The organism is Chloroflexota bacterium (assembly GCA_018825785.1).
GTDB lineage: Bacteria > Chloroflexota > Dehalococcoidia > JACVQG01 > JAHKAY01 > JAHKAY01.
This window is the reverse complement of record JAHKAY010000007.1, coordinates 51,641-75,607: the sequence shown is the minus strand read 5'-3', so window position 1 is coordinate 75,607 and position 23,967 is coordinate 51,641. Positions and strand designations below refer to the sequence as shown.

The 23,967-nt window shown below is 62.0% G+C and carries 25 protein-coding genes; 18 read left to right on the top strand and 7 right to left on the bottom strand.

Features of this window, described 5'->3' with window-relative positions:
- Position 1: 1 nt before the first annotated feature.
- From KJ624_01945 to cmk, 4 genes are read right to left on the bottom strand one after another with little or no spacing between them, the layout of a single operon-like run.
- The gene (locus KJ624_01945) at positions 2-370 is read right to left on the bottom strand and encodes a helix-hairpin-helix domain-containing protein (GenBank protein MBU2008606.1); all 369 of its coding nucleotides are present in this window, start codon (positions 368-370) and stop codon (positions 2-4) included.
- Positions 371-372: 2 nt separating this feature from the next.
- Complete coding sequence (gene ispH / locus KJ624_01940; protein MBU2008605.1) at positions 373-1,212, bottom strand: 4-hydroxy-3-methylbut-2-enyl diphosphate reductase; 840 nt, start codon at positions 1,210-1,212, stop codon at positions 373-375.
- A complete protein-coding gene (locus KJ624_01935) occupies positions 1,202-1,849 on the bottom strand; it encodes a 1-acyl-sn-glycerol-3-phosphate acyltransferase (protein ID MBU2008604.1) in 648 nt (215 codons plus the stop codon). Before KJ624_01935 ends, ispH begins: the two co-directional genes overlap by 11 nt.
- Positions 1,849-2,511 carry a (d)CMP kinase gene (gene cmk / locus KJ624_01930; GenBank protein ID MBU2008603.1) on the bottom strand — a complete coding sequence of 221 codons (663 nt, stop codon included), beginning with the start codon at positions 2,509-2,511 and terminating at the stop codon, positions 1,849-1,851. Before cmk ends, KJ624_01935 begins: the two co-directional genes overlap by 1 nt.
- 75 nt (positions 2,512-2,586) lie before the next feature.
- On the opposite strand from cmk, the gene KJ624_01925 reads away from it, so the two are divergent.
- The 14 genes from KJ624_01925 (at position 2,587) to KJ624_01860 (ending at position 14,838) form a co-directional block, all read left to right on the top strand.
- The gene (locus KJ624_01925; GenBank protein ID MBU2008602.1) at positions 2,587-2,955 is read left to right on the top strand and encodes a PadR family transcriptional regulator; all 369 of its coding nucleotides are present in this window, start codon (positions 2,587-2,589) and stop codon (positions 2,953-2,955) included.
- Between the two features lie 7 nt (positions 2,956-2,962).
- The gene (locus KJ624_01920) at positions 2,963-3,901 is read left to right on the top strand and encodes a hypothetical protein (protein MBU2008601.1); all 939 of its coding nucleotides are present in this window, start codon (positions 2,963-2,965) and stop codon (positions 3,899-3,901) included.
- Positions 3,876-4,736, top strand: coding sequence for a DegV family protein (locus KJ624_01915; protein ID MBU2008600.1), 861 nt, complete (start codon positions 3,876-3,878; stop codon positions 4,734-4,736). The genes KJ624_01920 and KJ624_01915 overlap by 26 nt, the downstream gene beginning before the upstream one ends.
- Entirely contained in the window at positions 4,737-5,366 is a 630-nt protein-coding gene (locus KJ624_01910; protein ID MBU2008599.1) for a glycerol-3-phosphate acyltransferase, read from the top strand. It abuts the gene before it with no gap.
- Positions 5,367-5,415: 49 nt separating this feature from the next.
- Positions 5,416-5,991, top strand: coding sequence for an ATP-binding protein (locus KJ624_01905; protein ID MBU2008598.1), 576 nt, complete (start codon positions 5,416-5,418; stop codon positions 5,989-5,991).
- 4 nt (positions 5,992-5,995) lie between these two features.
- Positions 5,996-7,879, top strand: a complete 1,884-nt coding sequence (locus tag KJ624_01900) for an aldehyde ferredoxin oxidoreductase family protein (GenBank protein MBU2008597.1) — start codon at positions 5,996-5,998, stop codon at positions 7,877-7,879.
- A gap of 3 nt (positions 7,880-7,882) precedes the next feature.
- The gene (locus tag KJ624_01895; protein ID MBU2008596.1) at positions 7,883-9,391 is read left to right on the top strand and encodes a leucyl aminopeptidase; all 1,509 of its coding nucleotides are present in this window, start codon (positions 7,883-7,885) and stop codon (positions 9,389-9,391) included.
- A gap of 9 nt (positions 9,392-9,400) precedes the next feature.
- Positions 9,401-9,790 (top strand): TM2 domain-containing protein, encoded by a 390-nt coding sequence (locus tag KJ624_01890; GenBank protein ID MBU2008595.1) that lies wholly within the window; start codon positions 9,401-9,403, stop codon positions 9,788-9,790.
- A 146-nt stretch (positions 9,791-9,936) separates the two neighbouring features.
- A complete protein-coding gene (locus KJ624_01885) occupies positions 9,937-10,179 on the top strand; it encodes a ferredoxin (protein MBU2008594.1) in 243 nt (80 codons plus the stop codon).
- A gap of 74 nt (positions 10,180-10,253) precedes the next feature.
- Positions 10,254-10,898, top strand: coding sequence for an MBL fold metallo-hydrolase (locus KJ624_01880; protein MBU2008593.1), 645 nt, complete (start codon positions 10,254-10,256; stop codon positions 10,896-10,898).
- 8 nt (positions 10,899-10,906) lie between these two features.
- Positions 10,907-12,880, top strand: a complete 1,974-nt coding sequence (locus KJ624_01875; GenBank protein ID MBU2008592.1) for an FAD-dependent oxidoreductase — start codon at positions 10,907-10,909, stop codon at positions 12,878-12,880.
- Positions 12,877-13,554, top strand: a complete 678-nt coding sequence (locus KJ624_01870) for a methylenetetrahydrofolate reductase C-terminal domain-containing protein (GenBank protein ID MBU2008591.1) — start codon at positions 12,877-12,879, stop codon at positions 13,552-13,554. The genes KJ624_01875 and KJ624_01870 overlap by 4 nt, the downstream gene beginning before the upstream one ends.
- 1 nt (position 13,555) lies before the next feature.
- A complete protein-coding gene (locus KJ624_01865) occupies positions 13,556-14,485 on the top strand; it encodes a methylenetetrahydrofolate reductase (protein ID MBU2008590.1) in 930 nt (309 codons plus the stop codon).
- A complete protein-coding gene (locus KJ624_01860) occupies positions 14,482-14,838 on the top strand; it encodes a VanZ family protein (protein MBU2008589.1) in 357 nt (118 codons plus the stop codon). Before KJ624_01865 ends, KJ624_01860 begins: the two co-directional genes overlap by 4 nt.
- A gap of 187 nt (positions 14,839-15,025) precedes the next feature.
- On the opposite strand, the gene KJ624_01855 is transcribed toward KJ624_01860, so the two are convergent.
- Both KJ624_01855 and KJ624_01850 read right to left on the bottom strand, forming a co-directional pair.
- Positions 15,026-16,471: an NHL repeat-containing protein gene (locus KJ624_01855; protein MBU2008588.1), complete on the bottom strand. Its 1,446-nt coding sequence runs from the start codon at positions 16,469-16,471 to the stop codon at positions 15,026-15,028.
- Positions 16,472-16,607: 136 nt separating this feature from the next.
- Entirely contained in the window at positions 16,608-18,386 is a 1,779-nt protein-coding gene (locus KJ624_01850; GenBank protein ID MBU2008587.1) for an SMP-30/gluconolactonase/LRE family protein, read from the bottom strand.
- A gap of 440 nt (positions 18,387-18,826) precedes the next feature.
- Between KJ624_01850 and KJ624_01845 the strand changes: the two genes are divergently transcribed.
- The 3 genes from KJ624_01845 to KJ624_01835 all read left to right on the top strand — a co-directional run bounded on the left by KJ624_01845 (position 18,827) and on the right by KJ624_01835 (position 21,899).
- On the top strand, positions 18,827-19,639 hold the full coding sequence (locus KJ624_01845) for a histone deacetylase family protein (GenBank protein MBU2008586.1): 813 nt from the start codon (positions 18,827-18,829) through the stop codon (positions 19,637-19,639).
- A gap of 1,149 nt (positions 19,640-20,788) precedes the next feature.
- Positions 20,789-20,986, top strand: a complete 198-nt coding sequence (locus KJ624_01840; protein ID MBU2008585.1) for a hypothetical protein — start codon at positions 20,789-20,791, stop codon at positions 20,984-20,986.
- A 502-nt stretch (positions 20,987-21,488) separates the two neighbouring features.
- Positions 21,489-21,899: a MerR family transcriptional regulator gene (locus KJ624_01835; GenBank protein MBU2008584.1), complete on the top strand. Its 411-nt coding sequence runs from the start codon at positions 21,489-21,491 to the stop codon at positions 21,897-21,899.
- A 247-nt stretch (positions 21,900-22,146) separates the two neighbouring features.
- Here KJ624_01835 and KJ624_01830 read toward each other — a convergent pair whose 3' ends face one another.
- On the bottom strand, positions 22,147-22,458 hold the full coding sequence (locus KJ624_01830; protein ID MBU2008583.1) for a hypothetical protein: 312 nt from the start codon (positions 22,456-22,458) through the stop codon (positions 22,147-22,149).
- 414 nt (positions 22,459-22,872) lie between these two features.
- Here KJ624_01830 and recF point away from each other — a divergent pair, with 414 nt between their 5' ends.
- Positions 22,873-23,967 carry a DNA replication/repair protein RecF gene (gene recF / locus KJ624_01825; protein ID MBU2008582.1) on the top strand — a complete coding sequence of 365 codons (1,095 nt, stop codon included), beginning with the start codon at positions 22,873-22,875 and terminating at the stop codon, positions 23,965-23,967.

The following is a 23,967-nucleotide window of genomic DNA, read 5'->3' as shown; positions in this document are numbered from 1 at the left end:
GCTACTCCCCTGCCGTGATGATGTCTTTTAGCCTCTCGTAGAGTTCCACCCCTATCCCGGGCACCCGCTGGATTTCCTGGGGGGTGCGGAAGGGGCCATTCTCCTGCCGGTAGCTGACGATGGCCTCGGCCAGGCGGGGGCCGATGCCCGGAAGGGCCTCCAGAAGCCAGGGCTCCGCCCGGTTGATGTCCACCCTCTGGGGGGTGGGGGAAGGCCCCTCTAAGGTCGGTGACGGCAGGGGGGTGGGAGAAGGGAGGACTATCTCCAGGGAGGGCGTCCGGGGATAGCGCCAGTAGAGCATGACGCTCCCGGTAACCAGGGCCAGCAGGAGGAGGACAAGGGTTGCCGTCCGGAGATGGCTTGTTCTCAAGTCTATCCCCGGCCCGCCAGGGCCCGGAGCCTGGCCTCCACCTCCATAATGACCTCATCGGGGGTGGAGGCCCCGGCGGTGAGGCCGATGCTTCTTCTCCCCGTTAGCCAGGCGGGGTCTATGTCATCGGTCTTTTCCACCAGGTGGACCTCCACCAGGGGGGAGCAAAGCTCGGCCAGGCGGCGGGTGTTGGCCGAGGTCTTTCCTCCCACCACCAGCATCACCTCCATCCGCCGGGCCAGTTCCAGGGCAGACGCCTGACGCCTGCGGGTGGGCTGGCAGATAGTATTGACAATGCGAAGCTCCGCCCCCCGGCCCAGGGCAGGGGGAAGGGCGGAAGCGATGAAGGTGGCAAAGGCGTCCGGGCTCTGGGTGGTCTGAGAGAGGAGGCCCAGCCTCTTGGGCCAGGGTTGGAAGCGGAGGGGGGCCTCGGTGGCGAGGGCACCGTCCCCCGCCCACCCCAGGAGGCCCCTCACCTCGGGGTGAAGGCTGTCGCCGAAGACAATCACCTGGAAACCTGCCCGGGCCAGGTCCCGGGCGGCCCGCTGGGCCCTGGCCACGATAGGGCAGGTGGCATCTATCACCTCTCTCCCCTCCAGGGCCTTCATATCCTGGGGGCCAAGGCCGTGGGAGGCGATGGCCACTACCCGGTTCACCAGGTCCTCCGGGCCCCTGGCCACCCTGACCCCCATCCCCTCCAGCCTTTCCACCACTTGGCGGTTATGGACCACAGGGCCCAGGCTGTCCAGGGACCCAAATTCTCTGGCGGCCTCCTCCAGCAGGCGGATGGCCCGGCGCACACCAAAGCAGAGGCCCATCTCCCGGGCCCGCTCAACGGCCAACAACAACCCCCTTGTCATGGACCCCCTGGTAAGAGGGAGGGAGGAGCTGGGCTATCCTCTCCATGATATAGGCAGTGAGGTCCTGGAGTGCCTGCCTGGTGACGCGGCCCTGGGCGGGGGCCACGGTGAAGGGCTCCCCGATATTGATGGTGATGGCAGGATGCCGCAGGAACCCGGCACCCCTGAGTTCCTCCGTGCCGCAGATGCCCACGGGCAGGACAGGGGCCCCGGTCCTCAGGGCGATGAAGGCTGCCCCCAGCATTCCCGGCTGGAGGACCGCGGTCTTGCTCCGCGTCCCTTCGGGGAAGACCCCCAGGGCCAGGCCCTTCTCCAGGACCTCCTGGGCCTGCCGCAGGGCATCCCGGTCGGCTCCCTGCTTCCTTACAGGGAAGGCACCAAAGCCTTTCACTATGAGGGCCATGAGGGGGGAACGGAAGAGCTCCTCCTTGGCCATAAAGACTATCCGGCGGGGGATGCCAGCGCCGATGATGGGCGGGTCGGCCTGGCTCAGGTGATTGGAGACCACAATAAGGGGGCCCGTCTTTGGCACATTTCCCCCCCCCACCACCTGGAAGCGGGTCAGGGTGAGAAGGAGGGACTTCACAAACCAAACACTGGGGTAGTAGGTCTTGGCCATTATCTTCCCTCCAGCAGAGAGAGCACCTTCTGGGCCGCCTCCTCCAGGGTCAGCCCGTCGGTATCAATGAGGCGGGCATCGAGGGCGGGACGGAGGGGAGAGTTTGCCCGGCTGCTATCTATGCCATCTCTCCTCTCCAGGTCTTTGAGAACGGCGTCATATACCGGGTTTCCCCCCTGTTCCTCTAGCTCCCGGAAGCGTCGGCGGGCCCTCTCCCCGGGGGTGGCGGTGAGGAAGAACTTGGCCTGGGCCTGGGGCAGGACCACCGTGCCGATGTCTCTTCCCACCATCACCACCCTTCCCTCCTGGGCCAGACGCTGCTGGAGGGCCACCATGGCCAGGCGCACCCGGGGGTGACGGGCCACCAGAGAGACCCCCTTCTCCACCTCCTGGCTGCGGAGCTCTTTACCCACCCCCTCCCCATCTACCAGAAAGCCGTCAACTCCCCAGGGCTCCATCCGGGTCCTTTCGGCCAGCTCCCCCAGGTTTTCTTCCTGGTCCAGGTCCAGGCCCAGCTTCAAAGCCTTCCAGGTGAGGGCCCGGTACATGTTCCCGGTGTCCACGAACGTATAGCCCAGCCAGCGGGCCAGGAGCTTGCCCAGGCTGGTCTTGCCCACAGCCACTGGCCCATCTATGGCAATGAGAGAAGGTCTGGCGGCCATCTTCTCTTATGCTAATTATTCTCCTATCCCCCGTCAAGCCGAATGGCGTTGACAGGGCCAGGGGCCGGTGCTATGATGCCCGCACATAGCATTGCGAGGTATCCCGTGAAGTATGTCAGAGAGCTACTAAAGGGCAATACCGATTCCCTGCTCCTCACCCTCATCAGTGAGAAGCCCATGTATGGCTATCAGATTATCAAGGAGCTGGAGAAGAGGAGTCAGGGCTATTTCCAGCTTCGGGAGGGGACCCTCTATCCGGCCCTCCACCGTCTGGAGAGGCAGGGCTATCTCTCTTCCCGCTGGGAGCGTCTCCCCGGCGGCCAGGAGAGGAGATACTACCAGCTCACGGAGAAGGGGAGCCGGAACCTGGCCAGGATGACCCAGGAATGGCAGGGCTTTGCCACCGCCGTGAACCTGGTCCTGAGGCCTGCCCCAGCCTCGTAGACAAGAGATGTCGGCAGAGCTCAAGCTCTATCTGAGAAACCTGGCCGCCAGGCTCCGCGTGGAACCCTCCAGCGAAAGGGAGATAGTCAGGGAACTTACCACCCACCTGGAGGACAGGGCCCAGGAGCTATGTCAGGAAGGGGCGACGCCCGAAGAGGCGGCAAGGCTAGCCTTCTCCGCCATGGGGCCTCCCCAGCTCCTGGCGAAGCAGTTCTACGAGGCCTACAGCCAGGGGAGCTGGCGCTGGGCCTTCCTGGCCGCCCTGCCTCACAGTGTCTTTGCCCTCTTCTTTGCCCTGCACCTGTGGCGGAATCTGGGCTGGCTGATGCTCTTCTTTGTTGCCATCCTGGGCATGGCCTTCTACGGGTGGAGACATGGCAAACCGGCATGGCTCTTCCCCTGGCTGGGATATCTTCTCCTGCTGGTCCTGGGGGTGGGACTGTTTCTCCTCTCCCTGCCCCTCTGGGCCCAGGTGGTAATCCTGGCCTATATCCCCCTGGCCTGGTGGCTCCTCTCCACCGTTGCGGTCCAGGCGGTGAAGCGGGACTGGCTCTACGGCTCCATGGTGCTTTTGCCCTTCCCCGTTATCCTGGGCTGGGTCCTGGCCCTTCGGTTTCAGGGCAGGTGGGCGGAGTTTGTGCGCCAGGGCCATGACGCCGACGCCTGGATTGCCCTCAGCTTCCTCACCCTGGCGGTAGCGGCAGCCACCTTCATCCGCCTCCGCCAGAGGCTCTTCAAGACGGGAGCCCTCCTCACCCCCGAGCTCCTCATCCTTATCCTGGTGGCCCTGAGCGTCCAGGGGCTGGTGGGCTATATCGGCTTCATCCTCCTTGCCCTTCTGGCCCTGGGCCTGCTGCTGAGCCCGGCCCTCCTGGAACGCAGTATAGGCCACGGCGAAGGTAAAGCCCCTGAGCAGGCGAATGCCATCAGTAGCCATAGTCACTGACAGCACCTCTTGCCTTCCCCAGGAGGAGGTGGGAAGGTATGGCATTGAAGTGGTGCCGGTAAACCTGGTCTACGAGGGCAGGGTCTACAGGGACGGACTGGACCTGACCCCTGAGGAGTTCTACCGTCTGCTGAAGGAGGCCAAGAAGTTGCCCACCACCTCCCCAGCCTCCCCGGGGGACTACCTGGAGGTCTTCCGCAGGGTGGGGGAGAAGACCCGGAGCATCCTATGCATAAGTGTCTCGGCCAGATTGTCCGGGATGTTTGACTCAGCCCGTGCGGCGGCGGAGCTGGCCAGGGAGGTGCTCCCCCGCACTGCCATCCGGGTCCTGGACTCGGGCACGGCGGCCATGGCCCAGGGCTTTGTGGTCCTGGCGGCGGCCCGGGCGGCCAGGGCAGGGAAGGAACTTCAGGAGGTGATGGACACGGCCACACGGATTATGCCCCGGGTGGAGCTGGTGGCGGTGCTGGATACCCTCCACTACCTGGCCAGGGGGGGGAGGGTGCCCAAAGCGGCCGCCTGGGTCACCTCCCTCCTCCAGATAAAGCCCATCCTCACCCTCTCCGCAGGGGAGGTGGGGCTTCTGGAGAGGGTCCACACCAGAAAGAAGGCCCTTTCCCGCCTCGTGCAGATTATGCGGAAGAGGGCAGGGGGAAAGAGGCCGCTACATGCGTCCGTCTTCCACGCCAACGCCCTGGGGGAGGCCCTCGCCCTGCGGGAAGAAATCATCCGGGAGTTCCAGCCCCAGGAGCTGTATCTTACCCAGTTCACCTCGGTGATGGGTGTCCACACCGGGCCGGGCGTGGTGGGCCTGGCCTACTACGCAGAAGACTAGGTGCTCTCCGTCATCCTCCTGGCCGTATGCTCCTACCTGCTGGGCTCCCTGCCCCAGGTCTATTTGCTGGGGAGGCTTAGGGGAGTGGACCTGAGGCAGGAGCCCGACCTGCATATTGCCCTCTGGGGGAGGGCGAGATGGACCGCCTTGCTGGCTGTTTTGGGCGACCTGGCCAAGGGGGCCATTCCCGTGCTGGTGGGGAGGGCCCTGGGCCTGGGGCCTGGGGGGGTAGCGCTGGCGGGGCTGATGGTGGTCCTGGGCCAGATGTGGCCTCTCCCCTTCCTCAGCACCGGGGGCAGGGGCAACAGCACCGGCATCACCATGGCCCTCACCCTGGCCCCATCGGCCTTCCGTTTCGCCCTGATACCCCTGGGCCTGGCGCTCCTGGTCCGCCTCTGGGAGGGCTCCAACAGCCGGAGCCTGCCCCTGGGCATGGCGGTTGCCTTCGCCACCCTCCCCCTGGCCAGCTATATTTCCCGCCAGCCCCTGAGCATAACCCTGGCCCTTCTGGGGGTATTCCTGGCCATCATCCTCCGCCGCCTCACCGCCGGGCTGAGGGCTGACCTCAAGGTGGCCTCCTCCCGGAAGTCCCTCTTTCTCAACCGCCTTCTCTTTGACCGAAGCTCCTGAAGGCGGGCTGGCTTGATAAAACCCTCTCCCCCCTCTAGAATATTCAACGATGGACAACCTCGCCCAGGACCTGGGGCGGCTCCGGGCAAGCCTGGGACCCCTCCCTGAGCCTGTGGTGGAACCGCCCTTCATCGTCCTCTCCGGCCTGCCCGGCACCGGTAAGAGCCATCTCTGTCACCAGCTATATCGGCGTCTCCCCGCCGTGGTGGTGGAGAGCGATGCCCTGAGGAAAACGCTCTTGCCCCGGCCTACCTACTCGGCCGAGGAGAGCTCTTATCTCTTCAGCCTCATCCACCGCCTGATAGATGAGCTCCTGGGCAAGAACATCCCGGTTATCCTGGATGCCACCAATACTTCCGAGAGGAACAGGGAATACCTCTACCATATTGCGGAGAGGCGGGGGGCCCGGCTCATCCTGGTCTGGGTGGAGGCCCCACCCACCCTGGTCCAGGCCCGCCTGGAAGCCCGAAAGGCCGCTGACCAGACCCCCTCCGATGCCGACTGGCAGGTCTATCAGAGGATGAAGGAAACGAGGGAAAAGATAGCCCGCCGCCATTTTGTCGTGGACACCTCCCGGGATGTCTCCCCGGTGCTGGAGAAGATAGTCCGAGAGGCCACCCGTTAGTACCGTGCCAGGATATATCGGCAGAGTCCTGCGGGTTGACCTCTCCTCGGGAAGGATAGCCATCGAGGAGCCTTCCGACAACTTCTACCGCCAGTATTTCGGCGGGGAAGGCTTTGTTGGCTACTATCTCCTCAGGGACCTGCCCCCCCGGGTGGACGCCTTGGGCCCCCGGAACAGGCTCATCTTCGCCGCCGGGCCCCTGACGGGCGCGCCCGTGGGGGGCTCCGGCCGCCACAGCGTGGGGGGTAAGTCACCCCTCACCGGGGCCTTCGGGGAGGCTGAGGCGGGGGGCTACTGGGGGGCAGAGCTGAAGTTCGCCGGCTTTGACGCCATCATCGTGGAGGGGAGGGCAGAGAAGCCCGTTTATATCCTTGTCCAGGAGGGCCAGGCCCAGATAAAGGACGCCCGTCACCTCTGGGGGCTGAAGACCCTGGAATGCCAGGAGGCCATCCGTGGGGAGCTGGGGGATGGGGGTGTTAAGGTAGTCCAGATAGGACCCGCCGGTGAGAACCTCGTGCGCTTTGCCTGTATCATCAACGACCTGGATGCCGCAGCGGGGCGGACCGGGATGGGGGCGGTGATGGGCTCCAAGAACCTCAAGGCCATTGCCGTCCGGGGGCACCAGAAGCTGGCCCTGGCCGACCCCCAGGGGGTGGCCGGCATCGCCCGCTGGGTGAGGGACAACGCCCCGGTGAACAACCAGGACATAAGGGACCTGGGCACGGCCTCTTCCGTGAGGGGCCTCAGCCGCCGGGGGGGCCTGCCCACCCGCAACTTCCAGGCCGGCTCTTTTGAGGGGGCGGGGAGGATTAGCGGGGAGGCCATGAGGGACACCATCCAGACAGGGAACAGGAGGAGCTGCTATGCCTGCCCCGTCCAGTGCAAGCGGGAGGTCAAGGTGGAGGAGCCCTATCAGGTTGACCCCCGCTATGGTGGGCCGGAATACGAGACCATCGCCGCCCTGGGCTCCAACTGCGGGGTTGATGACCTGAAGGCCATCGCCAAGGGGGGTGAGCTGGCCAACGGCTATGGACTGGACAGCATCTCCACTGGCGCCACCATCGCCTTTGCCATGGAGTGCTTTGAGCGGGGCCTGCTCACTTCCCGTGACACCGGGGGCCTGGAGCTCCGCTTCGGCAACAGCCGGGCCATGCTGGAGATGGTGGAGAGGATTGCCCTCCGTCAGGGCCTGGGGGATATCCTGGCCGAAGGGGTAGCCCGGGCCGCCAAGAAGCTCGCCCCCCCCGCCCAGGAGCTGGCCCTCCACATCAAGGGGCAGGAGGTCCCCATGCATGAGCCCCGCTACAAGCAGGGGATGGGCCTGGGCTACATAATGTCGCCCACCGGGGCGGACCACTGCCACAACATGCACGACTCCAACTTCACGGGCAAGAGCCCTTACCTTGAGGACATGAAGGCCCTGGGCATCCTGGAGCCCCTCCCCCTCACCGACCTCTCCCCGGCCAAGGTCCGCCTCCTTATCTACTACACTTTCTGGGTGCATTTTCTGAACTGCGCCGTCACCTGCTATTTTGTCATCGTCTACGGCCTTGTGGGGCTTGAGAGAGTGGCCGAGCTGGTCCGGGCCGTTACCGGCTGGAACACCTCGGTGTGGGAACTGATGAAGGTGGGGGAGAGGGCCCTGAACATGGCCCAGGCCTTCAACCGGCGGGAGGGCTTCTCCCCGGCCGATGATGTCCTGCCCCGTCGCTTTCTCACCCCCCACCCCTCCGGCCCCCTCAAGGGGATGGGCATAGAGGGAAAGGCCTTTTCAGAGGCCAAAGAGACCTACTACCGGATGATGGGCTGGCCGGAAGGTCGCCCCTCTCGGGCCAAGCTGGAAGAACTGGGGGTTGACTGGGTAGTCCCCCTGATGGAAGGGAAGTGAAACATGGAAATCAAGGTGGTCTCCGGCGATATCACCCAGGTGGCTGTGGACGCCGTCCTGGTGAACCTGTTTGAGGGGGTGGATAAGCCCTCCGGGGCCACAGGGTCGGTGGACCAAGCCCTGGGCGGTGCCATCACCCAGCTCATCCAGGAAGGGGAGGTCAAGGGCAAGCTGGGCGAGGTAACCCTCATCCATACCCTGGGCAAAATCCCCCCCAAAAGGGTAGCGGTGGTGGGGTTGGGCAAGAAAGAGGCTTTCAACCTGGACCGGGCCAGGGGCTGCGTGGCCGAGGGCCTCCGGGCATTGAGAAGGACCGGGGTGGCGAGGGCGGCCACCATCACCTTTGGGGCTGGAATAGGAGGCATGGAGCCCCGCCAGGCCGCCCAGGCTGTGGCCGAAGGGGCCATCTTGGGCCTTTACACCTTCACCCAGCACCAGACAAAGCCTGAGGGCAGGGAGATGAAGGAGCTCCTCCTGGTGGAGAGGGATGAAAAGAGGCTCCCCCAACTGGAAGAAGGGGTGCGGACTGGGCGGATTCTGGCCGAGGCCACCAATCAGGCCCGGGACATGGTCAATCAGCCCGCCAATTTCCTCACCCCCTCCGCCATGGCCGAGGCCGCCAGGAAGGTGGCCGAGGCCCGGGGCCTCGGCTTCCGGGTGCTGGAGAGGGCAGAGATGGAGGCCCTGGGCATGGGGGGCATCCTGGGGGTGGCCCAGGGGTCCAGCCAGCCCCCCAAGCTCATCATCCTGGAATACAAAGGGGGTCCCCCGTCAGAACCAGCCCTGGGCCTGGTGGGTAAGGCGATTACCTTTGACTCCGGGGGCATCTCCATCAAGCCCTCGGAGGGGATGGCGGAGATGAAGGGCGACATGGCCGGGGGGGCGGCGGTCATCGCCGCCATGGGGGCTATCGCCCAGCTCAAGCCCCCCATCAATGTCACCGCCCTCATCCCCGCCACCGAAAACCTCCCCAGCGGTTCCGCCATGAAGCCGGGGGACATCATCCGCATCTTTGGCCAGAAGACCGTTGAGGTCATCTCCACCGACGCCGAGGGCCGGCTCATCCTGGCCGACGCCCTGGCCTATGCCAATAAGCTGGGCCTGAAGCCGCTGGTGGACCTGGCCACCCTCACCGGCTCCTGCCATGTGGCCCTGGGGGACTTCTATTCCGGGGCCTTCTCCAACAACCAGGAGCTGCTGGACAAGGTAGTCAAGGCTGGGAAGGAGGCGGGGGAACGCCACTGGCCCATGCCCATCGATGAGGAATACAAAGAGCAGAACAAGAGCGACGTGGCCGATATCAAGAACACCGGGGGCCGCTGGGGTGGGGCCATCACCGCCGCCCTCTTCCTCCAGGAGTTCGCCGGGGAGACCCCCTGGGTCCACCTGGACATCGCTGGCCCCTCAAGGGCGGAGAGGGACCGGGGCTACCAGGTAAAGGGGGGCACTGGTGTGGGTGTACGCACCGTGGTAAACTTGGCCCTGGGCATCAGCGGAGGGCAAGCAGGCTAAGGAGGAGATATGTACTGTCGAAACTGCGGAAAAGAGATACCCGTACAGGCGGAACTCTGTGTTGCCTGCGGTGTCAGGCCCCCAAGGGGAGACAGATTCTGCCAGAACTGCGGGGCCGAAACCGACCTGAAGGCCGAAGTCTGCGTTAAGTGTGGCACGCGCCTTGGGCCGGCAGCTGGAGAGAAGGACTGGCTAACGGCCCTGCTGCTTTCCATCTTCTTGGGGTACATCGCTGTTGACCGATTCTATCTGGGCTATGTGGGGCTTGGCATTCTGAAGCTTTTCATCGCTGTGGTAACCCTCGGTATTGCCGGCTGGGTCTGGTGGTTGATTGACCTTATTCTGATTGCCACCAATAGCTTGAAAGACGCAAAAGGTCGCCCCCTCACGAAGCGATAGGGCTTCTCAAGGCGGGGGCCGCCGGGCGGTGCCATCACCGCCCTGCCCAGGGAGAGCGCAAAGACATGAAAGCAGCTAACCCTTGACTTTGTGGTATCCAGGACGCCGCATAAGGAGCCAGATGATATTCTCCACCAGGGGGAATTGTGTGGGCCGGGAGCCGGGAATACAATAGCAGAATGAAGATTATCGTCCTGCGGGAGCGGTGTACCGGGCTCGCCAACTGCATCGGGGTGGTCCCCGAGGTCTTTGAACTGGATAAGGAGGGCAGGGCCGTGGTGATGGACCCCCTCAACGCCGATGACCACACCCTGCTGCGGGCCGCCAAGGGCTGTACCCAGAATGCTATCATCCTCCTGGACGACCGGGGCCACCAGGTCTACCCATGAGCCCCAGGGCCTGAGGTGGATGCCCCCAGGTTGAACGCCATGGCCCCGTAGCTGGAAAAGAAAGGAGAAAAGGTTTGAAGGTCAAGTGGCTGGGACATGCCTGCTTTCTTATTACCTCGGAGAAGGGCCCCAGGGTCATCACCGACCCCTATGGCGCTATGGGGGGACTCTTCTACGGCCCAATAAAGGAATCGGCCGATGTGGTCATCATTACCCACGACCACCTTGACCACAACAACGCCAAAGCAGTGGCCGGGGCGGAGGCAGTGAAGGGGCCGGGCACGAAAGAGGCCAAAGGCATTGAGTTCATGGGCCTCCCCACCCACCACGACGAGAAAGGGGGGCGGGAGCGGGGGGAAAATACCGTCTTCTGCTTCACCCTGGACGAGTTGCGGGTGTGCCACCTGGGGGACCTGGGCCGCCCCCTCACCGATGCCGAGGCCAAACAGATAGGAAAAGTGGACGTCCTCTTTATCCCGGTGGGGGGTTTCTATACCATGGATGCCAAAGGGGCCAGCGGGGTGGTGGACCAGCTAGGCCCAGGGGTGGTCATCCCCATGCACTACAAGACGCCCAGGCTCGGCTGGTCCATTGCCGGGGTAGAGCCTTTCCTTCAGGGCAAGCCTCGGGTGCGGCAGGTGAATGGGAGCGAGGTAGAGCTCAAGGCAGACCAGCTCCCCCCGGCCCAGGAGATTGTTGTCCTGGAGCCGGCCCTCTGATGAGGCCGATGGTCCAGCCCCCCTGCCAGAATGCCTGTCCCGTCCACCAGGACGCTCGAGGTTACCTGGCAGCTGTTGCCACCGGGGACTTCGACCGGGCGGCGGAGATAGTCCTGGAGACCAATCCCCTGCCCTTTGTCTGCGCTACCATCTGCGCCCACCCCTGCGAGGAGAAGTGCCGCCGGGGGCAGGCGGACCAGCCCCTGTCTATCCGGGCCCTCAAGAGGGTGGCTATGGAGCAGGGCAGGCCGGGGGCAGTCCCCGCCCCCACCCCCTCTCACCCGGAGAAGGTCGCGGTCATTGGCGCGGGCCCGGCGGGCCTCACTGCCGGCCATGACCTGGCCCGCATGGGCTACCCCGTCACCATCTTTGAGCGGGAGGCCATGCCAGGGGGAGCGATGGCCTACTTCGTCCCACTCTACCGCCTGCCACGGGAGCTGGTGAAGAGAGATATAGAGGCCATCCGGGCCCTGGGGGTGGATATCCAGACCGACAAGGCCCTGGGCCGGGATATTACACTGGAGCAGTTGAAGCACCAGGGCTTCCGGGCCGTCGTCCTCAGCCTGGGCCTTCCCCTGAGCCGCAAGCTGCGCATCCCGGGGGAGGAGGGGGAAGGGGTGCTCTTGGCTCTGCCCTTCCTCAGAGCCGTAAACCTTGAGGGCCACCGCCTGCCCCCCGGGAAAAAGGTCATTGTCATCGGGGGGGGGAATGTGGCCGTGGATGCCGCCCGCAGCGCCCTGCGGGCAGGGGCCAAGACCGTCATCATGGTCTGCCTGGAAGCTGCGCATGAGATGCCCGCCTCTCCCTGGGAGATAGCCGAGGCCCAGGAGGAGGGCATCGAAATCAATTGCTCTTGGGGTCCCAAGGAGATTATCCGCCGCAACGGCAAGGTGGCAGTGATAAACTGCATGGCCGTGAAGGCGGTCTTTGATGAGCATGGGAGGTTCAACCCTTCCTTCTACGAAGACCGCTGCACCCTGATGGAGGGGGACATCATCATCCTGGCCATCGGCCAGGCCCCAGATATCGGTATGCTGCCCAAGCTGGGCATCCCTCTGAACGATAGAGGGCAGCTCGTCTTTGACCCCCAGACCATGGCCACCGGCAGGGAGGGTGTCTTTGCCTGCGGCGAGACCGTGCTGGGGCCCGGCTCGGCTGTGCGGGCCATGGCCCACGGCCGCCGGGCTGCCCTGGCCGTGGATGCCTACCTCCGCGGGGATAAATTCACCTTCCAGGAGCCTTCAGCCCTGGGCGCTCTGGCCCCGGAGGTGGTGGAAGACATAGAGAGGGTAGAAAGACACCCCTTGCCCCTCTCAGAAGGGGGGCGGAGGATAACCTCCTTTGAGCTGGTGGACCTGGGCTATAGCCCTCAGGTTGGGGCCCGGGAGGGCCGCCGCTGTTTGAACTGCGGCAATGGTGCCGAGCTCCGGGAGGAGAAGTGCGTCGCCTGCCTCACCTGCGTGCGGGTCTGCCCCTACGGGGTCCCCGTGGTCCGGGCAGCAGGCAAGGTGGATATACGGGTGGACCAGTGCCAGGCCTGCGGTATCTGTGTCAGTGAGTGCCCTGCCGGGGCCATCGCCTTCCGCATGCCAGGGGTGGAGGACATCCCCCGGAGGGTCCGGGCAGCCATGAAGGGGGGAAGAAAAGAAACGGTCTTCTTTTGCAGCTATGACACCGTCTTCCTCCAGGGCGCTGATACCTCCGGCATGGTACCTGTGCCCTGCCTGGGAAAGATTGATGTTAGGCACCTCCTTCAGGCGGCAGAGTTGGGGGCGGAACGGATAACGCTGATTGGCTGTGCTGATGCCGACTGCCCCTACCAGCGGACCCTCCGCTGGGCCCAGTGCCGGGTAGAGACTGCCAACAGGCTCCTCCAGGGGGCGGGGCTGGGTGAGGGGGTCGTGAGGCTCCTGCAGCTTGCTCCGCAAGAGTTTGCCCACCTGTCGGAGTTCCTGGCACCATCTGCCAAGGAGGCCGCATGATAAAGGCCCGTCAGAAGCCCATGAAGGATATCGCCCCGATGGTTGCCCCCTTCTCCCGGGTCCTGGTACTGGGCTGCAATACTTGCTCTGCAATCTGCCTGGCTGGGGGAGAAAAGGAGGTGGCCACCCTGGCCTCCACCCTCCGCCTGCAAAGCCGGCTCAACGGTCAGCAAAAAGAGCTCGGGGAATTTGTGGTGAAGCGGCAGTGCGAGAGGGAATTTGTGGAGGAGGCCCGGGAGCTAATCCAGGGCCATGACGCGGTCCTCTCTCTGGCCTGCGGCGTGGGGATGAATTTTGTGGCCGAGATGTTCCCCGAGAAGCCGGTTCTCCCCGGCAATGATACCATGTTCCTGGGCCTCCCCCGGGAGCTGGGGGTCTTCGCTGAAAGGTGCGTGGCCTGCGGGGACTGCATCATCCACCTCACCGGCGGTCTCTGCCCCATCGCCCGCTGTGCCAAGCACCTCTTCAATGGCCCCTGCGGCGGCTCCTGCGAGGGCCACTGTGAAATTTCCCCCGACATCCCCTGCATCTGGCAGATGATATACGATAGGCTGGCCCGCTTGGGCCAGCTGGCCAGCCTGGAGGAGCTGATACCTGTCCGGGACTGGAAGTCCAACGAAGCCCTGGGCCCCCGGAGCTTCGTCCGGCAGGACCTGCAACTGAAGGAGAAATAGGATGGAACCTGTAAGCAGGCTCCAACGGGTGCTGGAGGCGGGGCAATTCGCCGTCACCTCTGAGGTGGGCCCGCCCAAGGGGACCGACCCCGTCCTGGTCACCAGGAAGGGCACCCGCCTAAAGGACTACTGCGATGCCCTGAATGTCACCGATAACCAGACCGCCATCGTCCGCCTCTCCAGCCTGGCGGGGTGTGCCCTCCTCCGCCAGGTGGGAGTGGAGACGGTTATGCAGATTGTCTGCCGGGACAGGAACCGCATCGCCATCCAGAGCGATGTCCTGGGGGCCATAGCCCTGGGCATCCGCAACTTCCTCTGCCTTAGCGGGGACCACCAGATGTTCGGCAACCACCCCACGGCCAAGAATGTCTTTGACCTGGACTCCATCCAGCTCATCGCTGCCCTCAAGAAGATGCGGGACGAGAAAAAGTTCCTCTGCGGCGATGACATCTCGGGGGAGGTGCCCATATTCATCGGGGCGGCGGAGAACCCCTTCGCCGACCCCTTTGAGTTCAGGGCGGTCCGCCTGGCCAAAAAGGTGAAGGCGGGGGCCCAGTTCATCCAGACCCAGGCGGTCTACAATATACCCAAGTTCGCCCGGTTTATGGAGATGGTCCGGGAGAGGGGCCTGGACAAACAGGTCCATATCCTGGCGGGCATCATCCCCCTCCGTTCGGCAGGTATGGCCCGATATATGCAGAGCTCCGTCCCTGGGTGCTTTGTGCCCGACCAGGTTGTGGAGCGGATGAAGGGGGCCAAGGTCGCCAAGGAGGAGGGGATAGAGATTGCCCTGGAGGACATAGAGCAGCTAAGGCAGGTCCCCGGCGTCCACGGAATCCACATCATGGCGGTGGGCTGGGAGGAGGAAGCAGTCCCCACTCTGGTGGAAAAGTCCGGCCTCTACCCCCGGCCAGAAGTCAGGCCCTCATGAAACGAAAGATGGTCCTCCTTGGCCTGTGGACTCTCTTCCTTCTCGGGCTGCTCCTTGGCCCTGTCGGAGATGTTGGCTTGCCCACCGCTGGAGCCTTCAGCCACTGGGATAAGGTTGCCCATTTTGGTCTTTTTGGGATTACCGGCCTCGTGGCAGCCTATAGCGCCGACTTCCTTAAACCCATGAGAATGCGAATCCTGTTCGGGCTGATATTCGGGCTTTTCCTGGCAGTGTCCTCAGAGGCTGCCCAGAAGCTCCTCCCCTATCGGTCCTCGTCTTTCAATGACCTGATGGCCGGTGTGGCAGGGGTATCCCTGACCCTGCTGCTCTACGCGCTCCTGCGGCTTCGCTGACAAGCCAGCTACCTACGTCAACATCAAGGGCGAATCCTAGAGGCTCAAAAAGGGGGCCCCCGACCCCCAACAGCAAGGGGCTCCCAACCCACTGCTGGGGTTGGGAGCCCCTCTCAGCAGCCAAATTCAGCGCTCCTCAGTCGGCCAAAGCTGGAGCGAACAGAAGTCGGACTTTTTCAACACCCTGCTAGGGGTTCACGAATCCGTGGATGTAAGTGTAGAAACTCTTATTTTCGGATACTGCTTCGTTTCCTCCAGCGTCTTTCACCCTCACTCTGTACTGATACGTGACCCACCATTCAAGCTCTGTCAGGGTAACAGCGCCGGTGGTATCTGGCTCCTCAGTCCAATCAGTAATCATCTCATATTCGGGGGTCGGGCCATTCCATATGCAATATTCTACTCGGCCGATAGTTGGCTCGTTGGTCTTCCAAGCAATGCTTGCAGTTTCCCATTCGCGTCCGAAATACCCGACCCAGGTAACCACAGGCGCTGTTGTGTCCGAAGGATCCAGAGGCACACTCGGAGCAGGACTCGTTCCTGCCAGAAGCAGAATAGCGTCCGTTTTCCCCGCCGAGGCCTGCCCCCGCAGGGTCCCATTTGTATCGCCCGCGATGTAGATGTTCCCTGCGCTGTCCAGCGCCACGCCCCGGGCATTATCCGTGACCGAGCTGCCGAACTGGCGGGTCCATATCTCCTTGCCATCAGGGTCATACTTGCGCACAAAGGCATCCCACATGCCCAACGCGGCCTGCCGGGGCAGGCTCCCATACACAGTGCCCGCGATGTAGACGTTCCCTGTGCTGTCCACCGCTACACCCGTGGCCGTGTCTACATCGGGGAGCGGTGTGCCGAACTGGCGGGTCCATATCTCCTTGCCATTGGGGTCATACTTGCGCACGAAGGCGTCGTAGCTGCCCGCTGAGGTCTGGCCTGGCAGGCTACCAAGGGTATCGCCCACAATGTAGAAGTTCCCTGTGCTGTCCACCGCCACACCCGCGGCCGTGTCCACATCGGATGTGCCGAACTGGCGGGTCCATATCTCCTTGCCATTGGGGTCATACTTGCGCACGAAGGCGTCCGACTTGCCTGCCGATGCCTGCCCCGGCAGGCTCCCACCTGTCTCGCCCACGATGTAGATGTTCCCTGCGCTGTCCACCGCCACACCCGCGGCCGTGTCTACATCGGATGTGCCGAACTGGCGGGTCCATATCTCCTTGCCATTGGGGTCATACTTGCGCACAAAGGCGTCCGACTTGCCTGCCGATGCCTGCCCCGGCAGGCTCCCACCTGTCTCGCCCACAATGTAGAAGTTCCCTGCGCTGTCCAGCGCCACGCCCTGGGCGCGGTCTTCATCCGGTGTGCCGAACTGGCGGGTCCATATCTCCTTGCCATTGGGGTCATACTTGCGCACGAAGGTATCCCAGCTCCCCGCTGAGGTCTGGCCTGGCAGGCTACCAAGGGTATCGCCCGCGATGTAGATGTTCCGTGCGCTGTCCAGCGCCACGCCCTGGGCGCGGTCTTCATCCGGTGTGCCGAACTGGCGGGCCCAGACGACGCTTACGGGGATTGCGACAGCTTTAGGAACTGTGATTGGTCCGGGTGCAGAAGTGGGGGTTGGCGCAGGTGACACAGCAGGGGTTGGGGTAGCTTGGGGTGCTCCACACGTCACCATCGAGAGGAACAAGGCCAATGTAAACGCAGTTCGCAATAGTGTCCGGCGCATTTCACTCTCCTTTTTCGCCCGTGCGACGCCCGCCGAGCTCATGTTACTGGATTAGACCTAGGCTATAGAGTTCGCTAATAGTGAACGGGGTGCCCCACTGGGTGATGAACACCCCTGAACTGGTGAACTCCTGGACGCGCCTATTTTCCCAATCGGCAACATAGACATTGCCGGAGGCATCAATCGCCACGCCCCGTGGATTCAGGAACTGGGCGTAATCAAAACCCGTGGAGCCCCAGATGGCGATGAACCCCCCTGAACTGGTGAACTTCTGGATGCGATTATTGCAGCTATCGGCAACATAGACATTGCCGGAGGCATCAACCGCAACGCCCATTGGATGGTTGAACTCGCCGTCACCCTCACCCATAGAACCCCACTTGGCGATGAACTCCCCTGAACTGGTGAACTTCTGTATGCGATGATTCTCCCTATCGGCAACATAGACATTGCCTGAGGCATCAACCGCCAAGCCCATTGGGTGGTTGAGCTCGCCCTCCCTGCTGCCATAAGAACCCCGCTTGGTGATGAACCCCCCTGAACTGGTGAACTTCTGGATGCGATTATTCAAATAGTCGGCAACATAGACATTGCCGGAGGCATCAACCGCCACGCCCGTTGCGCCCCTGAACTGGCCGTCACTGGAACCCGGAGAGCCCCACTTGGTGATGAACCCCCCTGAACTGGTGAACTTCTGAATGCGATTATTGCTCACCTCGGCAACATAGATATTGTCGGAGGAATCAACTGCAACGCCGAACGGGCCTATGAACTGGCCGTCACCAGAACCCGTAGAGCCCCACTTGGTGATGAACTCCCCTGAACTGGTGAACTTCTGTATGCGATTATTGGAAGTATCCGTAGCGTAGATATTGCCCGAAGAATCAACCGCCATGCCACGCGGACCGTTGAGCTCGCCGTCACCAGAACCCCTAGAACCCCACTTGGTGATGAACTCCCCTGAACTGGTGAACTTCTGGATGCGATTGTTGAAAGTATCGGCAACATACACATTGCCCGAAGAATCAACCGCCAAACCCGCTGGAAGGTTGAACTGGCCACTACCGGAACCCGCGGAGCCCCATTTGGTGATGAACTCCCCTGAACTGGTGAACTTCTGGATGCGATTATTGGAACTATCCGCGATGTAGACGTTGCCCGAAGAATCAACCGCGACGGCACGCGGATCGTTGAGCTCGCCGTCACCAGAACCCAAAGAGCCCCACTTGGTGATGGGCTCCATCGAACTGGTCAACTTCTGAATTTGATGACTGAAAACGTCGGCAACATAGACATTGCCCGATGGGTCAACCGCGATGCTCCACGGGTAGGCGGGCTGGCCCTCACCGTCACCGGAACCTGGAGAGCCCCACTTGGTGATGAACCCCCCTGAACTGGTGAACTTCTGGATGCGATGATTGGAAGTGTCTGCAACGTAGACATCGCCCGAAGAATCAACGACAATGCCAAACGGGCTGTTGAACTGGCCATCACCCGAGCCCTGAGAGCCGAACCTTAGCTCTACGTCAGGGTTATCTGAGCGCAACCTGACAACTTCATTATTGGTAGCGGTAATCCAAATTGCGCCACCAGCCGATGTAGTTACGCCCTCTGGATACATAAAGGAGCGCCGTTCAGAAACGTCAGATATAACCGGCGTAGGCGCTTCGTCTCCTGGAACCGGCGCGGGCACTTCGGCTTCGGCAAGCCCGGGAGGGCTCGAAGGGCTCGTTGGAGCACCCGTGTGAACAACTGAGTAAATCAGGAGCAGAAAGAGCAGGCCAATAGAGGTGAAACCTGCCCACTTCGCTAGACTCTTCATGTGCGGCCTCCTGGGCCAAGGCGTTCCCGCCCGATGATAGACGCCACCATCTTTGTCCACCGATTACATTATATCTCTCCGTGACAACGAAAGCAAGGGGTGTGCTCAAGAATACTTTTTAACTAACCTGGCACAAGGTATTGACACACGGGCGATACTGAGCTATGATGCTGCTGGGGGCCACCAGAGGGAGGTAAGGGTGTTCATGGGCGACAAAGGGGGGGATATCACCGTCATCTACACGGATACCACCCACCTCCTGGAGGAGGATGGGACAACATCCGCTGGCTTATCAACGAAGTATAGTTATGAATAGATTATTGTGGGCAATGGCCTTGATGCTGGCCCTGAGTTTGCCCGCCGCCTGTAGTGCAAAGGCAGCCCCTGCCCCGACACCAAAGGCCGGGGCCTCCGGTGGTTTGACACCTTCAGCAACCGGAATCAAGGTAATTTTTCACCCAGATTATCTGCTGGTCTATTCTTTCGACCCGGCTGCCGAGGCAGGGCGAATTCAAGCCATCTTGCAGGAACTTCAAGGCTTCTATGAATTCGTTAAACCCGAACCAGCCAAAGAAGAAGATATTAGAGCAGTTCATACACAGTCGCTTATTGGTCGCACTTTTCTGGACCCTGGCGAGGTTCTCGCACACGGTGCGGCTGGAGGTGCTTCTCCCTTTACGGGCGAGCTTTATAGGATTGCTCCCCTGGCAGCCGGGGGAGCAATCTTGGCTGCCGAGCTAGCGGTGCAGGGACAGGTCACTTTTGCTCTGATCAGGCCACCAGGCAGTCATGCCAGTGCTGATTCCTCTTATGGCCATTGCTACCTCAATAATATCGCCATTGCGGTCGCGAAACTGCTTGATGAGAAGAAAATAGAGAGGGCCTTGATTGTGGACTTTGATGTGCATCCTGGAGATGGGACAGAAGCCATATTTCGCGATGATGGAAGGGTTACCTTCTATGATTTGCCAAGTGAGTTAGAGGATAGAACTCAACAACTGGAAAGCCTGGAAGACTTTCTCAAAGGGAAAACTGATTACGATATCTTGGCCGTATCGGCCGGCTTTGATGGGGCAAAGGAAGAGGGCGGAGCAGGAGTATTGGAAACTGAAGATTTCACAACAATTGGCAGGCTGCTTAAAGAGGCTGCCGAGAGAAACTCGGGGGGCAAGAGGTTTGCCGTCCTGGAAGGGGGCTACAACCAGCAGGTCCTGGGCAAGAATGTAAAAGCATTCCTGGAAGGTTTTGAATAGAAACTAGCCTGCTTCCCCCATCGCCCGGGACCAGACATAGCCTCCGCTTCTCCTGCAATCTCCAAGACAGCTCCAGAAAGCTCACAGGAAACAAGCCCTATGACAATAGTGGAATAAAGGCTGCCATGCCAGCATGGTGAAGAAACACATAATTGGCTATGGTGCCATACTTGGCATCAGCCCTACTTCTCTCACCAGTAGTCCACTGAGCCTACTATGGTGCCGGAGCATCTCGCCTAGAAGGTGATCATTCGCCTTGGCCCCGGCGGTAGCCACCGCTTAGTCATATCACCTATCACACCCTAGGTCGAGTTCGGCAACACTCCCCGCTGACGGTCTACACCGGTAAAAGAGAAGGCTTGAAGGGATGGCTGAATAATACCTTTTAGCTGACCTAACACGGGATATTGACATGCGGGCGATACCAAGCTATGATGGTAGTGAAACGCATCAAAGGGGATACGGGAGGACGTGGAGTCGGTGAAGCCGAAGAGGGTGATGGGGGTCCCCGTTTGCTCGATGGAAGGGCGGATACCTGAGCCAGCTCCAGGGGTGCCGGAGCAGGAAGAACCAGAAGAAGAGTATTGGGCTAAAGGGGGGAGTGGAGTGTGGTGGAGATGGTTTCTGGCTGCAGGGCTCGCCAGCGGGGTCCTGGTGGGGGCATGCAGTCCGAAAGGCGTGAAGGCCCCAACTGCCAGCCCAGCCCCCGTCGTGAGGCCTTCTCCTAGTCCCTCGCCCGTGGCGGAGCCTTCCCCTTCCCCCGCTGGGACAGCTTCGCCTACCACTGCTCCTACCCAAGGCTCTGACCAGGAGGTTCGTGACTATCTTGCCGGGGTCTTTCCGCCTGGCCCCGGGCGGGATGATGCGTTCCTGAAGTGCACCGTCTGTCACGGGATACAGGTAATTATCCTGGCGGGACCGCTGAAGGACCGGAGTGCGTGGGAGATGACCCGTTACCGCCACGACACGGGCGGCCTGCAGGGGGCCCAGTCGCTTGGCAGGCAGGCGGAATATGACCCCATATGGGAGTATCTCATCCAGCACTTTGGGCCCGACAAGCCGCCTCCCCCGCCCCCGCCACAGAGGCTTTTGGCAGGTTGGCAAAGTTACATTTGATGCTTGACACGGAGGTCTAAGAGTGAATTGGCGGTGGTTTCTAGTTGCGGTGCTTACCAGCGGGATGCTGCTGGCTGCCTGTGGCAAGGGGGCCAAAACCCCAACCCCAACCCCAAGGCCAGCACCTACTGCCAGTCCAACCCCCACGCCTATCCCAACAGCTACACCTACCCGGACGCCGACTCCTACCCCTGTTTCAACTCTTACCCCGGCTCCGGCCCAAAGCCCTGAGGAAGAGGCGAAGGCTTATATCGCCCAGGTCTTTCCGCCGGGCCCCGGGCGGGATGACCTGTTCTTGATATGCACCTCCTGTCACGGCGTACAGCTATTTATCCTGACGGGGCCGGCGAAGGACCGGAGTAGCTGGGAGAGTGCCCGCGCCCGCCACGACACGGGCTTCGTGGGATGGGCGACGACCCCGTGGGTAGGCAGCAGGCGGGCGGAACAGGACCTCCTATGGGAGTATCTCATTGAGCACTTTGGGCCGGACAAGCCGCCTCCGCCCCCCATCCCAGCGAGGCTTTTGGCAGGCTGGCAAATGTACTGATGCTTGAATATGGAATTCCCGCAGAGGAGGGAGACGATACTGCGAGGTCCACTCCTACCCCCTCTCCTAGCCAGTTGCCGCTCAGGGGCTGACTTCGTACCCCGCACGGCCTGTTCGAGCCTCGCGGATACTTCAATTGACAAATTGAGATTGTCTCTTTACAATAATTGAGAAGAGTTTGAGGTCATGCAGAATCGGCCGGTTTATCCGATAGGTATAGTTTCAGAGTTGCTGAACGCGCATCGGGAGACCCTCCGCGTATGGGAAAGGCACGGGATAATTCGGCCACAGAGGAGAAAGGGCAAACGGTTCTATTCTGATAACGACCTGAAGCGATTGCAGTTCATTCAGAGGTTGCAGAAGAAAGGGCTGAAGTTACCAGCCATCTCCCACTTTCTTCAGCTTTATCCCTGTTGGCACATAGACGATTGTCCAGTTTGCATGCACCGCTCTAAATATGCTGGCTGTTCAAGACTCTGCTGGAAAGAGGAGGGGACATGCTGCCTGGTATCTTCTAACGAAGACCTGTGCGCCAGTTGTCAATATCGCCGACAGGAAGAGCAGCTCGGAGGCGCAGCAGTAAACGCAGAGAAATGAACAACTAGGCTTCTCCAGAACAGCAAACCATTCTGTCCACTTCAGCCAAGAGCCAAGACTGTGTGGTGTCAAGCATCATCTTGAAACAAGAAGCGTTGCCTGCGAATCGATCCTGACCCGCTGTTTGAGCCCGGCTCCTAGCCATGCCTGTGCCCTATGCCACAGGAGGAACCCCTGGTCCCACGTCCCGGGCTTTATTGCCATCCGTCGCCTCGATGCGGCGATTTCCCACCTGATGGCCCAGGCCTCAGCCCGCCCTGGTGTCTTTCATCAAGCCACACCGCTTGTCTCTCGCAGCCGAAGCTGAAACCCCCCTCCCAGCGCCTGAGAGACCGTGCGTCGCCACGGCCCGGATGTGGTCCTGGGACAGCCTTCTCGCCGAAGGGCGGAAATCCAATCTGCGCCTGAGTGAAGGGGACTGCTGAAGCTGGGACTTGATGTAGGCGAACTCGACTCTGTTGAGCTCACACCTGCCCAGCCCGGCACCGCATTTCAGGCGGTGGAGCCTCATCCGGGCCTTCAGGTGCGTTATGGCGACGGTGCCCCGGACGAAGTCCACACCCTCCACCTTTGACCAGGGGCGAAGCCGACCTTATCGCGTCGCGGTACACGGGGAATCCCGGTTTTTCCCCTACTTGGACGTGGCTCATCCCCATCTCATCCACCATAAAGGCAGCCCGCATGGCCTTTGTGAGATCCTTGCTCTTAGGCCTGCCCTTGCCCCGAGAAATCCCGAGAGCTTCCCTGCATGCTGTAACAGCCTTATAGACGCGGTGGAGGTCTTCACAGGACAGGTGCGTCACATCGAGGTAGACGCGGGCGCTGGTCTTCTTAACCAGGGCGAACGGGGAGCCAGGGTCAAAGGACAAGAGCTTATGGGGTAGCCGCTGGCTGTACAAACTTGCCGAGGCAAGAGCCGAGGAGTACCTGGCCTCTGGAACATATCCTTTATACCTGCTATCCTTGGAGAAGATTGGTCATCACCCATCTTAGCCTGAGCCAGTTCCGCAACTACCGGGCCCTGGAGCTGGACCTGCCCCAGGGGGTCCTGGTATTTCAGGGGGACAATGCCCAGGGGAAGACCAATCTCCTGGAGGCCCCTTATCTCCTGGCCACCATCCGCAGCCACCGGGCGGAAAACGAACGGGAGCTCATCTCCCTGGGGGCCCAGGAGCACTGGGCCAGGCTCACGGCCGAGGCGCGAACCTCCCAGGGACGCCTTCTCCTGGAGATGGTCATCCAGGAGACCTCCCCCTCTGGAGTGAAGAAGCGCCTTCGGGTGAACGGGGTGCCCCGGTCGGCCAGTGCCTCGGTGGGACTTCTGGCCCAGGCCCTCTTCTCTCCGGAGGACATCGACCTTGTGGGGGGGGCTCCGGCCCTCCGACGGCGCTTCCTGGACATCCTGGGCTCTCAGATGGAGGGCCGCTATCTCGTTTCCCTCCGGCGCTACCAGAAGGTGCTGGCCCAGCGCAACCACCTCCTACGCCTTACGGGAGAAGGGAAGGCGGGGGAGGGTGAACTTGTCTTCTGGGACAGGGAGTTGGTGGCCTCGGGGAGTTTCATCATCCAGGCCCGCCGCCGGCTGGTGGACGCCCTCTCGCCCCGTGCCCAGGAGGCCCACCGCGCCCTTGCCGAGGAAGACCTGAGCATCAGATACCAGCCTTTTGTGGACGAGGGCGCCTTTGCCCGGGCCCTGGAGGAGGGCCGGGGGAGGGAGATAGGGGCGGGGATGACCCTGGTGGGACCCCACCGGGACGACATCCTCCTGGAGGTGGGTGGGGTGGAGGCGGGGGCCTTCGCCTCCCGGGGCCAGCAGCGCACCATTGCCCTTTCCCTGAGGCTGGGGGAGGGGGGCCTTCTGTGGCAGAAGCGGGGGGAGAGCCCGGTCCTCCTCCTGGATGATGTCTTCTCGGAGCTGGATGCCCCCCGCCGGGGGCGGCTCCTCCAGGCCCTGGTCTCCTACCAGCAGGTCTTCATCACCACCACCGACCTTGACCGCCTGCCCCCGGACCTTCTCTCCCGTGCCATCATCTACCAGATAAAGGCCGGCACTGTCCAGCGCCTCTAG